This is a genomic window from Pseudomonas sp. 8(2025) (genome assembly GCF_052665325.1).
Map to the genome: position 1 here is coordinate 74,161 of NZ_JBQOIE010000004.1, position 16,429 is coordinate 90,589.

General features: G+C 64.6%; 15 protein-coding genes. 10 read left to right on the forward strand and 5 right to left on the reverse strand.

Annotated features, from left to right (window positions below; translation table 11 throughout):
• Positions 1-8 precede the first annotated feature (8 nt).
• The 3 genes from ACUXVH_RS10080 to ACUXVH_RS10090 form a co-directional block, all read right to left on the reverse strand.
• Positions 9-839: a carbohydrate ABC transporter permease gene (locus tag ACUXVH_RS10080; protein WP_065364721.1), complete on the reverse strand. Its 831-nt coding sequence runs from the start codon at positions 837-839 to the stop codon at positions 9-11.
• 10 nt (positions 840-849) lie between these two features.
• Positions 850-1,776, reverse strand: coding sequence for a carbohydrate ABC transporter permease (locus tag ACUXVH_RS10085; protein WP_011061358.1), 927 nt, complete (start codon positions 1,774-1,776; stop codon positions 850-852).
• Between the two features lie 157 nt (positions 1,777-1,933).
• Positions 1,934-3,205 carry an ABC transporter substrate-binding protein gene (locus ACUXVH_RS10090; protein WP_255313437.1) on the reverse strand — a complete coding sequence of 424 codons (1,272 nt, stop codon included), beginning with the start codon at positions 3,203-3,205 and terminating at the stop codon, positions 1,934-1,936.
• A gap of 385 nt (positions 3,206-3,590) precedes the next feature.
• On the opposite strand from ACUXVH_RS10090, the gene ACUXVH_RS10095 reads away from it, so the two are divergent.
• From ACUXVH_RS10095 to ACUXVH_RS10120, 6 genes are all read left to right on the forward strand, one after another.
• Positions 3,591-4,613, forward strand: a complete 1,023-nt coding sequence (locus ACUXVH_RS10095; RefSeq protein WP_041120647.1) for an AraC family transcriptional regulator — start codon at positions 3,591-3,593, stop codon at positions 4,611-4,613.
• Positions 4,614-4,855: 242 nt separating this feature from the next.
• Positions 4,856-6,520 (forward strand): AMP-binding protein, encoded by a 1,665-nt coding sequence (locus tag ACUXVH_RS10100; RefSeq protein WP_011061355.1) that lies wholly within the window; start codon positions 4,856-4,858, stop codon positions 6,518-6,520.
• A gap of 14 nt (positions 6,521-6,534) precedes the next feature.
• The gene (locus ACUXVH_RS10105; RefSeq protein WP_011061354.1) at positions 6,535-7,296 is read left to right on the forward strand and encodes an SDR family NAD(P)-dependent oxidoreductase; all 762 of its coding nucleotides are present in this window, start codon (positions 6,535-6,537) and stop codon (positions 7,294-7,296) included.
• Between the two features lie 12 nt (positions 7,297-7,308).
• On the forward strand, positions 7,309-8,499 hold the full coding sequence (locus ACUXVH_RS10110; RefSeq protein WP_011061353.1) for an acetyl-CoA C-acyltransferase: 1,191 nt from the start codon (positions 7,309-7,311) through the stop codon (positions 8,497-8,499).
• A 12-nt stretch (positions 8,500-8,511) separates the two neighbouring features.
• Positions 8,512-9,639 (forward strand): acyl-CoA dehydrogenase, encoded by a 1,128-nt coding sequence (locus ACUXVH_RS10115; protein WP_065364088.1) that lies wholly within the window; start codon positions 8,512-8,514, stop codon positions 9,637-9,639.
• A gap of 20 nt (positions 9,640-9,659) precedes the next feature.
• Positions 9,660-10,433, forward strand: a complete 774-nt coding sequence (locus ACUXVH_RS10120) for an enoyl-CoA hydratase (protein ID WP_011061351.1) — start codon at positions 9,660-9,662, stop codon at positions 10,431-10,433.
• 161 nt (positions 10,434-10,594) lie between these two features.
• Here the strand turns inward: ACUXVH_RS10120 and ACUXVH_RS10125 are convergent, their stop codons facing one another.
• Both ACUXVH_RS10125 and ACUXVH_RS10130 read right to left on the reverse strand, forming a co-directional pair.
• The gene (locus ACUXVH_RS10125) at positions 10,595-11,746 is read right to left on the reverse strand and encodes an acyl-CoA dehydrogenase family protein (RefSeq protein ID WP_011061350.1); all 1,152 of its coding nucleotides are present in this window, start codon (positions 11,744-11,746) and stop codon (positions 10,595-10,597) included.
• A gap of 4 nt (positions 11,747-11,750) precedes the next feature.
• Positions 11,751-12,857 carry an enoyl-CoA hydratase/isomerase family protein gene (locus ACUXVH_RS10130; RefSeq protein WP_065364087.1) on the reverse strand — a complete coding sequence of 369 codons (1,107 nt, stop codon included), beginning with the start codon at positions 12,855-12,857 and terminating at the stop codon, positions 11,751-11,753.
• A gap of 460 nt (positions 12,858-13,317) precedes the next feature.
• Between ACUXVH_RS10130 and ACUXVH_RS10135 the strand changes: the two genes are divergently transcribed.
• The 4 genes from ACUXVH_RS10135 (at position 13,318) to ACUXVH_RS10150 (ending at position 16,428) form a co-directional block, all read left to right on the forward strand.
• Entirely contained in the window at positions 13,318-14,097 is a 780-nt protein-coding gene (locus ACUXVH_RS10135) for a transporter substrate-binding domain-containing protein (RefSeq protein WP_011061348.1), read from the forward strand.
• Positions 14,098-14,157: 60 nt separating this feature from the next.
• On the forward strand, positions 14,158-14,895 hold the full coding sequence (locus ACUXVH_RS10140) for an ABC transporter permease (RefSeq protein WP_065364086.1): 738 nt from the start codon (positions 14,158-14,160) through the stop codon (positions 14,893-14,895).
• Positions 14,892-15,602 (forward strand): ABC transporter permease, encoded by a 711-nt coding sequence (locus tag ACUXVH_RS10145; protein ID WP_065364085.1) that lies wholly within the window; start codon positions 14,892-14,894, stop codon positions 15,600-15,602. Before ACUXVH_RS10140 ends, ACUXVH_RS10145 begins: the two co-directional genes overlap by 4 nt.
• A gap of 64 nt (positions 15,603-15,666) precedes the next feature.
• Positions 15,667-16,428: an ABC transporter ATP-binding protein gene (locus tag ACUXVH_RS10150; protein ID WP_065364084.1), complete on the forward strand. Its 762-nt coding sequence runs from the start codon at positions 15,667-15,669 to the stop codon at positions 16,426-16,428.
• Position 16,429 lies beyond the last annotated feature (1 nt).

Genomic DNA, 16,429 nt, shown 5'->3' on the forward strand with positions numbered 1-16,429 from the left:
TTCTAGGGTTACTTCACCGCGCCAAAGGACAGGCCGCGTACGAGCTGCTTCTGGCTGATCCAGCCGAAGATCAGGATCGGCGCGCAGGCCAGGGTCGAGACCGCCGAGAGCTTGGCCCAGAACAGCCCTTCGGGGCTGGAGTAGGAGGCGATCAGCGCGGTCAGCGGGGCGGCGTTGGAAGAGGTCAGGTTCAGCGACCAGAAGGCCTCGTTCCAGCACAGGATCAGCGACAGCAGTGCAGTGGAGGCCAGGCCGCCCTTGGCGATGGGCATCAGCACCCGCAGCATTTCCTGGGCCAGTGTGGCGCCGTCCAGGCGGGCGGCTTCGAGGATGTCCCGGGGGATGTCCTTGAAGTAGGTGTAAACCATCCACACCACGATCGGCAGGTTGATCAGGGTGTAGATCACGATCAGCGCGACGCGCGTATCCAGCAGGCCGAAACTCTTGGCCAGCAGGTAGATGGGCATCAGCACGCCCACCGGCGGCAGCATCTTGGTGGAGAGCATCCACAGCAGGGTGCGCTTGGTGTTGCGGGTTTCAAAGAAGGCCATGGAGTAGGCCGCCGGCACCGCGATCAGCAGGCACAGGGCGGTCGCGCTGAAGGAAATCACCACCGAGTTCCAGGCGAAGGCCAGGTAGTTGCTGCGCTCGTTGATGTGCAGGTAGTTCTCGAGCGTTGGCGTGAAGATGAATTGCGGCGGCGTGGCAAAGGCGTCGATCTCGCTCTTGAAGCTGGTCAGCACCATCCAGAAGATCGGGAAGAAGATCAGGATCGCGATGGCCCAGGCCAGGGTGCCCAGTAGCAGGCTTTGCAGGCGTCGGGATTGTTGCAGGGTCATGGCGGCCACCTCAGCTCTGGTCAGTCAGGTTTTTGCCGATCATCCGCACCAGGATGATCGCGGCGATGTTGGCGATGACCACGGCGATCAGCCCGCCGGCCGAAGCCATGCCGACGTCGAACTGCACCAGGGCCTGGTTGTAGATCAGGTACGCCAGGTTGGTGGAGGCATAGCCCGGGCCACCGTTGGTGGTGGTGAAGATCTCGGCGAACACCGACAGCAGGAAGATGGTCTCGATCATCACCACCACGGCAATCGGCCGGGCCAGGTGCGGCAGGGTCAGGTGCCAGAAGATGGCGATGGGCCCGGCACCATCGAGGCGCGCGGCTTCCTTTTGTTCCTGGTCCAGGGACTGCATGGCGGTCATCAGGATCAGGATGGCGAACGGCAGCCACTGCCAGGAAACGATGACGATGATCGACAGCAGCGGGTAGTGCGCCAGCCAGTCCACCGGCTGGGCGCCGAACAGTTTCCACAGCGCGGCGAGGATCCCCGACACCGGGTGGAAGATCAGGTTCTTCCAGATCAGCGCGCCCACCGTGGGCATGATGAAGAACGGCGAGATCAGCAGCACCCGGACGATGCCCCGGCCGAGGAACTCGCTGGCCTCCAGCAGGGCGCTGATCAGTACCCCGAACACCACGCTGATCAGCAGTACGCTGCCCACCAGCAACAGGGTGTTGGTGGCCCCGGGCACAAAGCCCGAATCACTGAGGAAGTAGCTGAAGTTCTCCAGGCCGACGAACTGGTTCTCGCCGGGGTACAGCAGGTTGTAGCGGATCACTGAAAAGTACAGGGTCATGCCCAGGGGCACGATCATCCACAGCAGCAACAGCGCCACCGAGGGGCTGACCAGGAACCAGCCGGGGTTGGCCAGGCGGCTTTTGCGAGGCGCCGCCTGCGGTTGCACATGCAGCTTGGCAGTCGAGGTATTCATAAGGGTCACAACCAGTTGGGTACAGGGGGGCGCGACACGGCGCTGGCACGGCCGGGCTGCCCGTAGGTGCTGGCTTGCCAGCGAAGGCGCCCTTGAACACTGCGCAAGACTCAAGGGCCTCTTCGCCGGCAAGCCGGCTCCTACAGGGAGAGCCGGGTTATTTCGGGTAGCCGGCGCGTTTCATTTCCCGTTCGGTGCTCTGCTGCGCGGCCGCCAGGGCCTGGTCCACCGTGGTCTGGCCGATCAGGGCGGCGGAAAACAACTTGCCGACCTGGGTGCCAATGGCCTGGAACTCGGGGATGGTCACCAGTTGGATGCCGACGTAGGGCACGGGCTTTAGGGTGGGCTTGCTCGGGTCGGCGACCTTCAGCGATTCCAGGGTGACCCTGGCGAACGGCGCGGCCTGCATGTAGGCCTCGCTGTAGGTGGAGGCGCGGGTACCCGGCGGCACATTGGCGATGCCATCCTTCTCGGCCACCAACGCGGCGTACTGCTTGGATGTGGCCCAGGCACTGAAGGTCTTGGCGGCGTCCTTGGCCTTGGAACTGGCGGGGATCGCCAGGGACCATGAGTACAGCCAGGCGCTGCCCTTGTCAGTGACCTGGTGCGGCGCGTAGGTGAAGCCTACATGGTCGGCGACCTTGCTCTGGCTCTTGTCGGTGACGAAAGAGCCGGCCACGCTGGCGTCGACCCAGATCGCGCACTTGCCGCTGTTGAACAGCGCCAGGTTTTCGTTGAAACCGTTGCTCGAAGCCCCCGGTGGGCCGGACTTCTTCATGTTGTCGACATAGAAGGTCAGGGCGTTCTTCCATTCCGGCCCGGTGAACTCCGGCTGCCACTTCTCATCGAACCAGCGCGCCCCGTAGCTGTTGGCCAGGGTGGTGATCAGCGCCATGTTTTCGCCCCAGCCGGCCTTGCCCCGCAGGCACAGACCGTATTGCTCCTGGTCGGGCTTGTTGAGCTTGGCGGCGAATTCGCCGATCTGCTCCCAGGTCGGCCGCTCGGGCATGCTCAGGCCGGCCTCCTTGAACAGGTCGGTGCGGTAGTAGGTCATGGAGCTTTCGGCGTAGAACGGCAGGGCATAGAGAGTGCCCTTGACCGACAGGCCCTCGCGCACCGAAGGGAAGACATCGTCCAGCTCATAGTTGGCCGGCAGGTCCTGCATCGGTTGCAGCCAGCCCTTGGCGCCCCAGAGTGCGGCTTCGTACATGCCGATGGTGAGCACGTCGAATTGCCCGCCCTGGGTGGCGATGTCGGTGGTCAGGCGCTGGCGCAGCACGTTCTCTTCCAGCACCACCCAGTTCAGCTTGATGTCCGGGTGCTCGGCCTCGAAGGTCTTGGACAGGCGTTGCATGCGGATCATGTCGCTGTTGTTGACGGTGGCGATGGTCAGGGTCTGGGCGCCAAGGGTGACGCTGCTGAGGGTCATGCAGGTGGTGAGGAGCAGGGCTTTGCTGCAGGGTTTCATCGTTCACTCCTGTCCTGCGCCGGTGAGGGCTGCAGAAGGACGGTTATTGTTGTTATGTCTTCCTCTGCCGAGGAAGAAGGTGGGCTGATTACAGCCCTCAAACGCGGTGCTGACAAATCATCCCTGACACTTGAATTGATACTTTTTTGCACTGGCTCGCCAAAGGGCCCTTGGCTTGGGCAGACGTTCTGCGGGACTCGCTGGCGCTTGGGTCTGTTCGCGGCCTTGCAGATGCGTATTGGTTTTGCCTGGCAGGAGGGGTTGCCACTTAGCCCAAAGCCCACTGGCTTTTTCCCGGTCACTGCCTAAGATGGCCATCCCAGGATTGAGTAAACCGTTGGCCGCGATGTCGGAAAAAGACACCATTTCCATGCAACTGGTGCGCGAGGCACTGCTGCAAAGCTGCGCCCCGGGCGCCGCCACCGATGAAGTGCTGCACAAGGTCGGCATCGACCCGGCGGGCCTGCAGCAGGGCACGGCGCGGGTGCCGGCCAGTGCCTATGCACGGCTCTGGCGCCTGCTGGCGCGGCGCCTGGACGATGAGTTCTTCGGCATGGACCCGCGCCGCCTGAAGTCCGGCAGCCTGGCCTTTCTCTGCCGCTCGGCCATGGCCCAGCCGACCCTGGCCAGCGGGCTGGACTCGGTGCTGGGCTTTCTGACGCTGATGTTCGAGCGCATGCCGGCGCAGCTGGTGCACCAGCAGAGCCTGGCGGAAATCGTCCTGCTGGAGGATGAACACGAGCCTAGGCGGGCCTTTACCTACTTCACCTACTGGATGATTGTCCACGGCGTGGCCTGCTGGTTGGCGGGCCGGCGCATTCCGATCCTGGCCATCGAGCTGCGCGGCCCGCAGCCGGATTTCTGCGACGACTACCGGGTGATGTTCTCCGACAACCTGCGTTTCGAGCGGCCGCGCACGCGGATGATCATCGCCGCCGACTGCCTGGACCTGCCGATCAAGCGCAGCGAGGAAGAGCTCAAGCGTTTCCTGGCCCATGCCCCGGCCAACATCCTGGTCAAGTACCGCGACCCCGAGAGCCTGGCCAGCCGCATCAAGCAGCAGTTGCGGCAACTGCCAGGGGAGCAGTGGCCCGAGAGCGAAAGCCTGGCCCAGAGCCTGTGCATGTCCGCCTCGACCCTGCGCCGGCGCCTGGCGGAAGAGGGCCAGAGCTACCAGGCCCTCAAGGACAGCGTGCGCAAGGAACTGGCGATTGTCTGGCTGGCCGAGCCGCAGATCAGCTTTGCCGAGATTGCCGGGCGCCTGGGGTTTGCCGACACCAGCTCGTTCTACAAGGCCTTTCGCAAATGGTCCGGTTCCAACCCCGGGCATTACCGCAGCCTGATCCTCAACGACCCGCACCTCTCGTAGGAGCCGGCTTGCCGGCGAAAGGGCCCGCAAGCCTTGCACCGCTCGCGCCGATGCCTTCGCTGGCAAGCCAGCTTCTACGGCAATTTCAGGTGCCGCCGCCAACCGTGGCGGGGCGTGCTCTTGGCCAAACCGGTCACGCAACTTGATAGCTTTGACCATTGTTCCGCGAGGGCTCTGGCGCCAGTATTTCCCTGATTTTCATGAGGTTCCCATCCTAATAAGAACAGTGAGGGATTCTGGCAATGCGCAACTACCTGTCTGCTATCAAGGAATTCGATTATCAGCACACCATGGAGTCGGCCCTGGCGGGCTCGCTCTCAGCCCTCAATGCCTGTGTCGAGTGCTGCGACCGGCATGCCTTGCCCGGGCGCATCGCGCTGTTCTGGGAAGGCCGGGACGGCAGCAGCGCCAGCTACACCTTCACTGAACTGCAGGACAAGGCCGGGCGCCTGGCCAACTTCTTCCTGGCCCAGGGGGTCGGCAAGGGCGACAAGGTCGCCGGGCTGCTGCCACGCAATGTCGAACTCTTGATCACGGTGCTGGCCACCTGGCGCATTGGCGCGGTGTACCAGCCGCTGTTCACCGCCTTCGGCCCCAAGGCCATCGAGCACCGCCTCAACAGCTCCAAGGCCAAGCTGGTGGTCAGCGACGCGGTGAACCGGCCCAAGCTGGCGGAAGTCGCCGAGTGCCCGACCATCGTCACGGTCGCAGGCGCCAAGGGCCAGGGCATCGTGCGTGGCGATTTCAGCTTCTGGGCCGAGCTGGAACAGTACCCGGCCCAGTGCGAGCCCGTGCTGCTGACCGGCGAAGACCCATTCCTGCTGATGTTCACCTCGGGCACCACCGGCCCCTCGAAAGCCCTGGAAGTACCGCTCAAAGCGATTGTCGCGTTCCAGGCCTACACCCGCGACGCCGTGGACCTGCGCCCGGAAGACGCCTTCTGGAACGTCGCCGACCCGGGCTGGGCCTACGGCATCTACTTCGGCGTCACCGGGCCCTTGGGCCTGGGCCACCCGATCACCTTCTACGATGGCCCCTTCACCCTGGAAAGCACCTGCCGGGTGATCAACAAGTACGGCATCACCAACCTCACCGGTTCGCCCACTGCCTACCGCCTGCTGATCGCTGGCGGCGACCAGTTCGCCCGTTCGATCAAGGGCCGCCTGCGTATCGTCAGCAGCGCCGGCGAGCCGCTCAACCCTGAAGTCATCCGCTGGTTCGCCGAACAGCTGGGCGTGGTGATCCACGACCACTACGGCCAGACCGAGCTGGGCATGGTGCTGTGCAACCACCACGGCCTGGAGCACCCGGTGCATGTCGGCGCCGCCGGTTTCGCCTCGCCGGGCCACCGCATCGTGGTGCTGGATGAGCACTACCAGGAACTGGGCGTCGGCCAGCCGGGGATTCTGGCCATCGACCGCAGCCAGTCACCCATGTGCTGGTTCGCCGGTTACGCCGGGGTGCCGACCAAGGCCTTTGTCGGCAACTACTACTTAAGCGGCGACACCGTGGAGCTGAACCAGGACGGCAGCATCAGCTTCGTGGGCCGCAGCGACGATGTCATCACCACCTCCGGCTACCGGGTCGGCCCGTTCGACGTGGAAAGCGCACTGATCGAACACCCGGCCGTGGTGGAAGCGGCGGTGGTGGGCAAGCCCGATCCGGAGCGCACCGAACTGGTCAAGGCCTTCGTGGTGCTCAGCGAGCAGTACCGCGCCACCGATGAGCTGGCAGAGGAGTTGCGCCAGCACGTGCGCAAGCGCCTGGCGGCTCATTCCTACCCCCGTGAAATCGAATTTGTCAGCGAATTGCCGAAGACCCCAAGCGGCAAATTGCAGCGCTTTATCTTGCGCAACCAGGAAATCGCCAAGGCTCAAGAGGCCGCGGCGTCAACAGCTACCGCATGAACAGGATTTGAATGATGGACATTGCAAACCAGGTGTTTCTCGTCAGTGGCGGCGCTTCCGGCCTGGGAGCCGCCAGCGCCGAAATGCTGGTCGCCGCCGGCGCCAGGGTGATGCTGGTGGACCTCAATGCCGAGGCCGTGGCGGCCAAGGCCCAGCAGCTGGGCTGCCAGAGCGTGGTGGCCGACATCAGCCAGGAAGCCGCGGCCGAAGCGGCGGTGCAGGCCACGGTCAAGGCCTTTGGCGGGCTCAACGGCCTGGTCAACTGCGCCGGCATCGTGCGTGGCGAGAAAATCCTCGGCAAGAACGGTCCCCACGCCCTGGCCAGCTTCAGCCAGGTGATCAACGTCAACCTGATCGGCAGCTTCAACCTGCTGCGCCTGGCAGCAGCAGCCATTGCCGAAAGCCCGGCCAATGCCGACGGCGAGCGCGGGGTGATCATCAACACGGCGTCCATCGCCGCCTTCGACGGGCAGATCGGCCAGGCGGCCTACGCTGCCTCCAAGGGCGCCATCGCCAGCCTGACCCTGCCGGTGGCCCGGGAGCTGGCACGCTTCGGCATCCGGGTGATGACCATCGCCCCGGGTATTTTCGAAACCCCGATGATGGCCGGCATGAGCGACGAAGTGCGGGCCGGCCTGGCCGCCGGCGTGCCATTCCCGCCACGCCTGGGCAAGCCCGCCGAGTACGCCGCGCTGGTGCGGCACATCATTGAAAACAGCATGCTCAACGGCGAGGTGATCCGTCTCGACGGCGCCTTGCGCATGGCCGCCAAGTAAGGAGGATTCATCATGTCCATTGCCCAAGATCCGATTGTCATCGTCAGCGCCGTCCGTACCCCCATGGGCGGTTTCCAGGGGGACCTCAAAGGCCTCAGCGCGCCGCAACTGGGGAGCGAAGCCATTCGCGCCGCAGTCCAGCGCGCCGGCATTGCACCGCAGGCGGTCGAAGAAGTGCTGTTCGGCTGCGTGCTGTCCGCCGGCCTCGGCCAGGCCCCGGCCCGTCAGGCCGCCCTGGGCGCCGGCCTGGACAAGGGCACCCGCTGCACCACCCTGAACAAGATGTGCGGTTCCGGCATGGAGGCCACCATCCTGGCCCACGACATGCTGTTGGCCGGCAGTGCCGAGGTGGTGATCGCCGGTGGCATGGAAAGCATGTCCAACGCCCCGTACCTGCTGGACCGCGCTCGCAGCGGCTACCGCATGGGCCACGGCAAGGTGCTGGACCACATGTTCCTCGACGGCCTGGAAGACGCCTACGACAAGGGCCGCCTGATGGGCACCTTCGCCGAGGATTGCGCCGAGGCCAACGGCTTTACCCGCCAGGCCCAGGACGATTTCGCCGTGGCTTCCCTGACCCGTGCCCAGCAGGCGATCAAGGACGGCCTGTTCAAGGACGAGATCGTTCCCCTGCAGGTGATGGTCGGCAAGGAGTCGAAGCTGATCAGCGACGACGAGCAGCCGCCCAAGGCCAAGCTGGACAAGATCCCCACCTTGAAACCGGCGTTCCGCGACGGTGGCACCGTGACTGCGGCCAACTCCAGCTCGATCTCCGACGGCGCCGCGGCCCTGGTGCTGATGCGCCGCTCCGAAGCTGACAAGCGCGGCCTCAAGCCCCTGGCAGTGATCCACGGCCACGCGGCCTTCGCCGATACCCCCGGGCTGTTCCCGGTGGCCCCGGTGGGTGCCATCGAGCGGCTGATGAAGAAGACCGGCTGGTCGTTGAACGAGGTCGACCTGTTCGAGATCAACGAAGCCTTCGCCGTGGTCAGCCTGGTCACCATGAGCAAGCTGGAAATCCCCCACGCCAAGGTCAACGTGCACGGCGGCGCTTGCGCCCTGGGCCACCCGATCGGCGCTTCCGGTGCGCGGATCCTGGTGACCCTGCTGTCGGCCCTGCGCCAGAAAGGCCTCAAGCGTGGCGTGGCCGCGATCTGCATCGGCGGTGGTGAAGCCACGGCCATGGCCGTTGAATGCCTGTAACGAGGAATCCCGATGTTGCCCAATGACGAACAACTGCAGATCAGCGACGCGGCCCGGCAATTCGCCCAGGAGCGCCTCAAGCCTTTCGCCGCCGACTGGGACCGCGAGCACCGCTTTCCCAAGGAAGCCATTGCCGAGATGGCCGAGCTGGGTTTCTTCGGCATGCTGGTGCCCGAGCAGTGGGGCGGGTGCGACACCGGCTACCTGGCCTATGTCATGGCCCTGGAGGAAGTCGCCGCCGGTGATGGCGCCTGTTCCACCATCATGAGCGTGCACAACTCGGTGGGCTGCGTGCCGATCCTCAAGTTCGGCAACGATGACCAGAAGGAACGCTTCCTCAAGCCCCTGGCCAGTGGCGCCATGCTCGGCGCCTTCGCCCTGACCGAACCCCAGGCCGGCTCCGATGCCAGCAGCCTGAAAACCCGGGCCCGCCGCGACGGCGACCACTATGTGCTCAACGGCTGCAAGCAGTTCATCACCTCCGGGCAGAACGCCGGGGTGGTGATCGTGTTCGCTGTCACCGACCCGGCGGCCGGCAAGCGCGGCATCAGCGCCTTTATCGTGCCCACCGACTCGCCGGGCTATAAGGTCGCGCGCATCGAGGACAAGCTCGGCCAGCACGCCTCCGACACCTGCCAGATCCTCTTCGAGGATGTGAAGGTGCCGCTGGCCAACCGCCTGGGCGAGGAGGGCGAGGGCTACAAGATCGCCTTGGCCAACCTTGAAGGCGGGCGCGTGGGCATTGCCTCGCAATCGGTGGGCATGGCCCGGGCCGCATTCGAAGCGGCACGAGATTACGCCCGCGAGCGCGAAACCTTCGGCAAGCCGATCGTCGAGCACCAGGCCGTGGCCTTCCGCCTGGCGGACATGGCCACCCAGATCGCCGTGGCGCGGCAGATGGTGCACTACGCCGCGGCCCTGCGCGACAGCGGCAAGCCGGCGCTGGTGGAGGCCTCGATGGCCAAGCTGTTCGCCTCGGAAATGGCCGAGAAGGTCTGTTCCGCGGCCTTGCAAACCCTGGGCGGCTATGGCTATTTGAGCGACTTCCCGGTGGAGCGGATCTACCGCGATGTGCGCATCTGCCAGATCTACGAAGGCACCAGCGACATTCAGCGCATGGTCATTTCGCGCAATCTCTGACTTTTAGCAGGAGCTGATTCATGAGCTACGAAACCATTCTGTTGGACATCAAGGGTCGGGTCGGCCTGATCACTCTCAACCGCCCCCAGGCGCTGAACGCCCTCAATGCACAGATCGTCGGCGAGGTGAACCAGGCCCTGGATCGCCTGGAAGCCGACCCGCAGATCGGCTGCATCGTCATCACCGGTTCCAAGAAAGCCTTCGCCGCCGGTGCCGACATCAAGGAAATGGCCGAGCTGAGCTACCCGCAGATCTACCTCGACGACCTGTTCAGCGACAGCGACCGCGTGGCCAACCGGCGCAAGCCGATCATCGCCGCGGTCAACGGCTTCGCCCTGGGCGGCGGTTGCGAACTGGCGCTGATGTGCGACTTCATCCTGGCTGGCGACAACGCCAAGTTCGGCCAACCGGAAATCAACCTCGGCGTGCTGCCGGGCATGGGCGGCACCCAGCGCCTGACCCGCGCGGTCGGCAAGGCCAAGGCCATGGAAATGTGCCTGACCGGGCGTTTTATCGACGCCGTGGAAGCTGAGCGTTGCGGCATCGTCGCACGCATCGTGCCGGCCGATGAACTGGTGGAAGAAGCCCTGAAAGTGGCAGCGGTGATTGCCGGCAAATCGATCCCGGTGAGCATGATGATCAAGGAAAGCGTGAACCGCGCCTTTGAAGTCAGCCTGTCCGAGGGCGTGCGCTTCGAGCGCCGGGTATTCCACGCCGCCTTCGCCACCCAGGACCAGAAAGAAGGCATGGCCGCCTTCATCGCCAAGCGTGACCCGCAGTTCAAGGACCAGTAACCGCAGCGTCCTAGCCACGTAGGAGCTGGCTTGCCAGCGAAGGCGTCCCCGAGGGCAGCGCATGACTCAGGGGCCTGCTCGCCGGCAAGCCGGCTCCTACGAGGGAACAGCCAAAAAAAATCGCAGCCCCGGCTGCGATTTTTTGTTTTCGGCGTCAATGCCTACAGCTGGTAATGCTTCAACTCGCGAGCGATCAGCAGGCGCTGGATCTCGCTGGAGCCTTCGTAGATCTGGGTAATCCGTGCGTCACGGTAGTAGCGCTCCACCGGATAGTCCTCCAGATACCCATAACCACCATGGATCTGCATGGCCGAGGAGCAGACCTTCTCGGCCATTTCCGAGGCGAACAGCTTGGCCTGGGAAGCCTCCGACAGGCACGGCTGGCCCGCGCTGCGCAGGCGCGCGGCGTGGAGGATCAGCAGACGGGCGGCATTCAGGCGGGTGTGCATGTCGGCCAGCAGGTTGGCGATGCTCTGGTGTTCGATGATCGGCTTGTCGAACTGCACCCGCTCCCGGGCGTAGGCCAGGGCGGCTTCAAAGGCGGCGCGGGCGATGCCCAGGGCCTGGGCGGCGATGCCGATGCGCCCGCCTTCGAGGTTGGACAGGGCGATGGCCAGGCCCTTGCCCCGTTCACCCAGCAGGTTGGCCTCGGGGATGGTGCATTGGTTGAGGGTCACGGCGCAGGTGTCGGAGGCGCGGATGCCCATCTTGTGTTCGGTGCGGTCGACGATGAAGCCCGGGGTGTCGGTGGGCACCAGGAACGCCGACAGGCCTTTCTTGCCCAGTTCCGGGTCGGTCACTGCAAAAACGATGGCTAGCTGGGCGCGCTTGCCGTTGCTGACGAACTGCTTGGCGCCGTTGATTACCCACTGGCCGTCCCGCAGTTCGGCGCGGGTGCGCAGGTTGTGGGCTTCGGAGCCGGCCTGGGGTTCGGTCAGGCAGAAGCAGCCGATGGCTTCGCCAGCGGCCAGGCGCGGCAGCCATTGCTGCTTTTGTTCCTGGCTGCCGTAGTTGAGGATCGGCCCGCAGCCCACCGAGTTGTGGATGCTCATCAGGGCACCGGTGGCGCCGTCGCCGGCGGCGATTTCTTCCACTGCCAGGGCATAGGCCACGTAGTCCAGGTAGCTGCCGCCCCATTCCTCGGGAACCACCATGCCCAGCAGGCCCAGTTCGCCCATCTTGCGCACCAGGCCATCGTCGATCCAGCCGGCCTTTTCCCAGGCCTGGGCATGGGGGGCGATCTCGCCTCGGGCGAAGTCCCGGGCCATGTCGCGGATCATCACTTGCTCTTCGGTCAGTTCAATGTCGTGCATGAGTTCAGCTCCCGCTGCCGTCAAAACCGCTGAAGAAGCTCGCCACCCGATCGGCGTCGAGGGCCGCCAGGGTGGGCGGATTCCAGTGCGGAGTCTTGTCTTTGTCGATGATCAGGGCGCGTACGCCTTCCATCAGGTCGCCACGCTCGAACCACTGCCGGTCCAGGTGCAGTTCCAGGGCGAAGCATTGTTCCAGGCTCAACTGGCGGCCGTGGCGCAGCATTTCCAGGGTCACGGCCATGGCCAGGGGAGAGCGGGTTTCCAGCAGGTCGGCGGTGCTGCGCGCCCATTCATGGCTGTCGGCAATGGTGACGGTACGCAGTTGCTCGACGATGCTGGGTACGTCCGCCTGGGCGAAGAAGTGGTCGATGACCGGGCGCAAGGCTTGCAGGGGCGCATCGGGCAGGGCCTGCACCGCGAGCCTGGCCAGCAGGCCTTGCAGGTCCTTGAGGGGCGAGTCGCTCCAGTGCAGGCGGTCCAGGCGCTGGTTCAGCAGGTCCAGCTTGCTGCTGTCCAGGTGCCAGTCGGCCAGGCCGCAGTACAGGGCATCGGCGGCGCGGATCTGCACGCCGCTGACTCCGAGATAGATCCCCAGCTCACCGGGTATGCGCGACAGGAAGTAACTGCCGCCAACATCCGGGAAGTAACCGATGGCCACCTCCGGCATCGCCAGGCGGCTGCGCTCGGTGACTACCCGCAGGTCGGCGCCTTGCACCAGGCCCATGCCGCCACCCAGGACAAAACCGTCCATCAGCGCCAGCACCGGCTTGCGGTAGTGGTGGATGGTCAGGTCAAGGGCATATTCCTCGACGAAGAAGTCTTGGTGCAGGCTGTCGCCGCTGTGGTAGCTGTCGTACAGCGAGCGGATATCGCCGCCGGCGCAGAAAGCCTTGTCCCCCGCGCCACGCAGGACGACGGCGTGGATCAACGGATCCTGGGCCCAGTGGTCCAGGTGCTGCTGCAAGGTGCGGACCATCGACAGGGTGATGGCGTTGAGGCCGGCGGGGCGGTTTAGGGTCAGGTAGCCGATGTGGTTGCGCACCTCGACCAACACTTCGTCCGGGGTGGCGTCGGGGGCCTGGCTCGCCTGGGATGAAACCTGAGCAGTCATCACTAACTCCCTGCTTTTATTGTTTTTTATATGAGGCTCGCGCGCGAGCATCGGCGGATCGTAGCAGTGCAAATTTGCCAATTACAACCCGGAAAGCTGCAGGTCGACTGTGCATTTTTGCATGACAAAAAAACACGCCCTGGCCTTGCGCAACCGCTCTGGACCAAGGTGTAGAGCCTTGACGACAGAATCGGCTGTGAAATAGCCGTGATCAGCCGATCCCGGCTGTTTCAGGCGCCCCTTACGACACCTGGGCCACTTCGGCAGTTGGCATTCTGGCGCTCCGTTGCAGCGTAGACCGCGGCAACCAGGAACGGGTTCGGCTCTGCGCGCCAAACCCGGCCAATAACAACAAGAACCCGACTGCGGCGACCCCGCATCCACTCTCTGCCCCTGTCACAAGTGGGGCCTGGCATTGCTGCCGGGCCGCTATAAATCCAAATAATCCGGGACTCTGAAGATGACTAAACACTGGCTGGCTGTGCCGTTACTGGCAATTGCGTGCGTTTCCATGGGCGCCAGCGCCAAGGAATGGAAAGAACTGCGCTTTGGCGTCAACCCGAGCTATCCGCCCTTTGAATCCACCACGGCAGGCGGCGGCGTGCAGGGCTTCGGTGTCGACCTGGGCAACGCCATCTGCGCCGAGCTCAAGCTCAAGTGCGTGTGGGTCAGCAACGACTTCGACGGCCTGATCCCGGCACTCAAGGCCGGCAAGTTCGACGCCATCGAGTCCTCCATGACCGTTACCGATGCGCGGCGCAAGCAGATCGACTTCAGCGACCGGCTGTACGCCGGCCCCACGGCCATCGTCACGCGCAAGGGCTCGGGCCTCGAACCCACCGGTGAATCGCTGAAGGGCAAGACCCTGGGCTACATGCAGGGCACCGTCCAGGAAACCTACGCCAGGGCCAAGCTGGGCCCGGCGGGGGTCAAGCTGCGGGCCTACCAGAACCAGGACCAGGTCTATGCCGACCTGGTCTACGGCCGGCTGGACGCCTCGATCCAGGACAAGCTGCAAGCGCAGATGAGTTTCCTCGCATCCCCCCAGGGCGCCGACTTCGAGAACAGCGTCGGCATCAGCGACCCTCTGGTGCCGTCGGAGATCGCCATTGGCCTGCGCAAGGACCAGGACGAGCTCAAGGCCATGCTCAATGGCGCCATCCAGGCGCTGCATGAGAAGGGCATCTACGCCCAGATCCAGCGCAAGTACTTCGGCGACCTCGACCTCTACAACAACTGATCGCCCACGGCGGGCCCCGGGACTGTTACCCAGTATCCCGGGCCCGGCCGTGGCCCGAGCATGGTGATTGGCGTGAATACCTTTCTGACTCTGTTGGGCCTGGACCTCGAGGTCCTGCAAGGCTATGGGCCGCTGTTGCTGCACGGCGCCTGGATGACCCTGAAACTCTCCGCCCTGGCGCTGCTGGTGAGCATGCTCCTGGGGTTGCTGGGGGCGGCGGCCAAGCTTTCGCCGCTGCGCCTGCTGCAGATCCCGGCGACCTGCTACACCACCTTGATCCGCGGCGTACCGGACCTGGTGCTGATGCTGCTGATCTTCTACAGCCTGCAGGGCTGGCTCACGGCCCTGACCGAACTGCTGGACTGGCCCTATATGGAGATCGACCCCTTCGTGGCCGGGATCGTGACCCTGGGCTTCATCTACGGCGCCTATTTCACCGAGACCTTTCGCGGGGCAATCCTCAGCGTGCCCCGGGGCCAGCAGGAAGCCGCGGCGGCCTTCGGCCTGAGCCGCATGCAGCGCTTTCGCCACGTGGTGTTCCCGCAGATGATGCGCTTCGCCTTACCGAGCCTGGGCAATAACTGGCTGGTGCTGCTCAAGGCTACGGCGCTGGTGTCGATCATCGGCCTCACCGACCTGGTCAAGGTGGCCCAGGAAGCCGGCAAGAGCACCTTCAATATGCTGGATTTCCTGCTCCTGGCGGCGGCCCTGTACCTGCTGATCACCAGCGCTTCAAACCAGCTGCTGCGGCGCCTGGAACGGCACTACAACCAGGGCGTGCGAGGGCTGTCTCGATGATCGAACTGATCCAGGAATACTGGCGGCCGTTTCTGTTCACTGACGGCGAGAGCCTTACCGGGCTGGCCATGACCCTGTGGCTGCTGGTGGCCAGCCTGGCCATGGGTTTTGTCCTGTCGCTGCCCCTGGCCATTCTGCGCACCTCGCACTGGGCGCTGCTGCGCTGGCCGGTGCAGCTGTTCACCTATGTGTTTCGCGGCACGCCTTTGTACATCCAGCTGCTGATCTGCTACAGCGGCCTGTACGGCATTGCCGCGATACGCCAGCAGCCGTTTCTCGAAGCCTTCTTCCGCGATGCCATGAACTGCACCTTGCTGGCCTTCACCCTGAACACCTGCGCCTACACCGTGGAGATCTTCGCCGGGGCCATCCGCAGCATTCCCTATGGCGAGATCGAGGCAGCCCACGCCTATGGCCTGAGCGGCTGGCGCCTGTACTGGCGGCTGATCCTGCCTTCGGCCCTGCGCCGGGCGCTGCCGTACTACAGCAACGAGGTGATCCTCATGCTGCACGCCACCTCGGTGGCCTTCACCGCCACCATCCCGGACATCCTCAAGGTGGCCCGGGACGCCAATGCCGCCACCTTCATGACCTTCCAGGCCTTCGGCATCGCCGGCCTGTTGTACCTGGGGCTGTCCTTCGGCCTGGTGGCGGCCTTCCGCCTGGCGGAGCGGCGCTGGCTGAGCTTCCTCGGCCCGGCTCACTGACGCTCCTTTCCTCTTTTTCCTATCCAGAACCTTGCTGCCAGCGGCGGGGTTCCAGGAGTCTGCGATGTACAAATTGACCGTTGAAAATCTCTACAAGCGTTTTGGTGACAACGAGGTGCTCAAGGGCGTCTCGTTGAAGGCCCGGGCGGGAGACGTGGTGAGCATGATCGGCGCCAGTGGCTCGGGCAAGAGCACCATGCTGCGCTGCATCAACTTCCTGGAGCGGGCCGATGCCGGTGCCATTGCCCTGGACGGCGAGGCGATTGTCACCCGCGAGGCCCCTGGCGGCATGCAGGTGGCCAGCCCGGCTCAGTTGCAGCGCCTGCGCACGCGCCTGGCCATGGTGTTCCAGCACTTCAACCTGTGGAGCCACCTCAGCGTGCTGGAGAACATCATGCTGGCGCCGTGCCGGGTGCTGGGCATTGGCCGCAAGGAGGCCGAAGCCAGTGCCCGGGCCTACCTGGACAAGGTGGGCTTGGCGCAACGGGTGGCCGGGCAGTACCCGGCGTTCCTGTCCGGTGGCCAGCAACAGCGGGTGGCGATCGCCCGGGCCCTGGCGGTGGAGCCGCAGATCCTGCTGTTCGACGAGCCGACCTCGGCGCTGGACCCGGAACTGGTGGGGGAGGTGCTGAAGGTGATCCAGGCCCTGGCCGAAGAGGGGCGGACCATGCTCATGGTCACCCATGAAATGAGCTTTGCCCGACAAGTGTCGAGCCAGGTGTTGTTCTTGCATCAAGGGCGGGTCGAGGAGCAGGGTAGCCCGGCGATTCTCGACCAGCCGCAGAGTGAACGTTTGCAGCAGTTTCTATCCGGCCGTTTGAAGTGAG

Coding starts and splice junctions, on each gene's coding strand:
- ACUXVH_RS10140 (WP_065364086.1), top strand. CDS start 14,158: ATGGTGATTGGCGTGAATACCTTTCTGACTCTGTTGGGCCTGGACCTC.
- ACUXVH_RS10145 (WP_065364085.1), top strand. CDS start 14,892: ATGATCGAACTGATCCAGGAATACTGGCGGCCGTTTCTGTTCACTGAC.
- ACUXVH_RS10110 (WP_011061353.1), top strand. CDS start 7,309: ATGTCCATTGCCCAAGATCCGATTGTCATCGTCAGCGCCGTCCGTACC.
- ACUXVH_RS10080 (WP_065364721.1), bottom strand. CDS start 839: ATGACCCTGCAACAATCCCGACGCCTGCAAAGCCTGCTACTGGGCACC.
- ACUXVH_RS10095 (WP_041120647.1), top strand. CDS start 3,591: ATGTCGGAAAAAGACACCATTTCCATGCAACTGGTGCGCGAGGCACTG.
- ACUXVH_RS10105 (WP_011061354.1), top strand. CDS start 6,535: ATGGACATTGCAAACCAGGTGTTTCTCGTCAGTGGCGGCGCTTCCGGC.
- ACUXVH_RS10135 (WP_011061348.1), top strand. CDS start 13,318: ATGACTAAACACTGGCTGGCTGTGCCGTTACTGGCAATTGCGTGCGTT.
- ACUXVH_RS10150 (WP_065364084.1), top strand. CDS start 15,667: ATGTACAAATTGACCGTTGAAAATCTCTACAAGCGTTTTGGTGACAAC.
- ACUXVH_RS10085 (WP_011061358.1), bottom strand. CDS start 1,776: ATGAATACCTCGACTGCCAAGCTGCATGTGCAACCGCAGGCGGCGCCT.
- ACUXVH_RS10100 (WP_011061355.1), top strand. CDS start 4,856: ATGCGCAACTACCTGTCTGCTATCAAGGAATTCGATTATCAGCACACC.
- ACUXVH_RS10130 (WP_065364087.1), bottom strand. CDS start 12,857: ATGACTGCTCAGGTTTCATCCCAGGCGAGCCAGGCCCCCGACGCCACC.
- ACUXVH_RS10115 (WP_065364088.1), top strand. CDS start 8,512: ATGTTGCCCAATGACGAACAACTGCAGATCAGCGACGCGGCCCGGCAA.
- ACUXVH_RS10125 (WP_011061350.1), bottom strand. CDS start 11,746: ATGCACGACATTGAACTGACCGAAGAGCAAGTGATGATCCGCGACATG.
- ACUXVH_RS10090 (WP_255313437.1), bottom strand. CDS start 3,205: ATGACCCTCAGCAGCGTCACCCTTGGCGCCCAGACCCTGACCATCGCC.
- ACUXVH_RS10120 (WP_011061351.1), top strand. CDS start 9,660: ATGAGCTACGAAACCATTCTGTTGGACATCAAGGGTCGGGTCGGCCTG.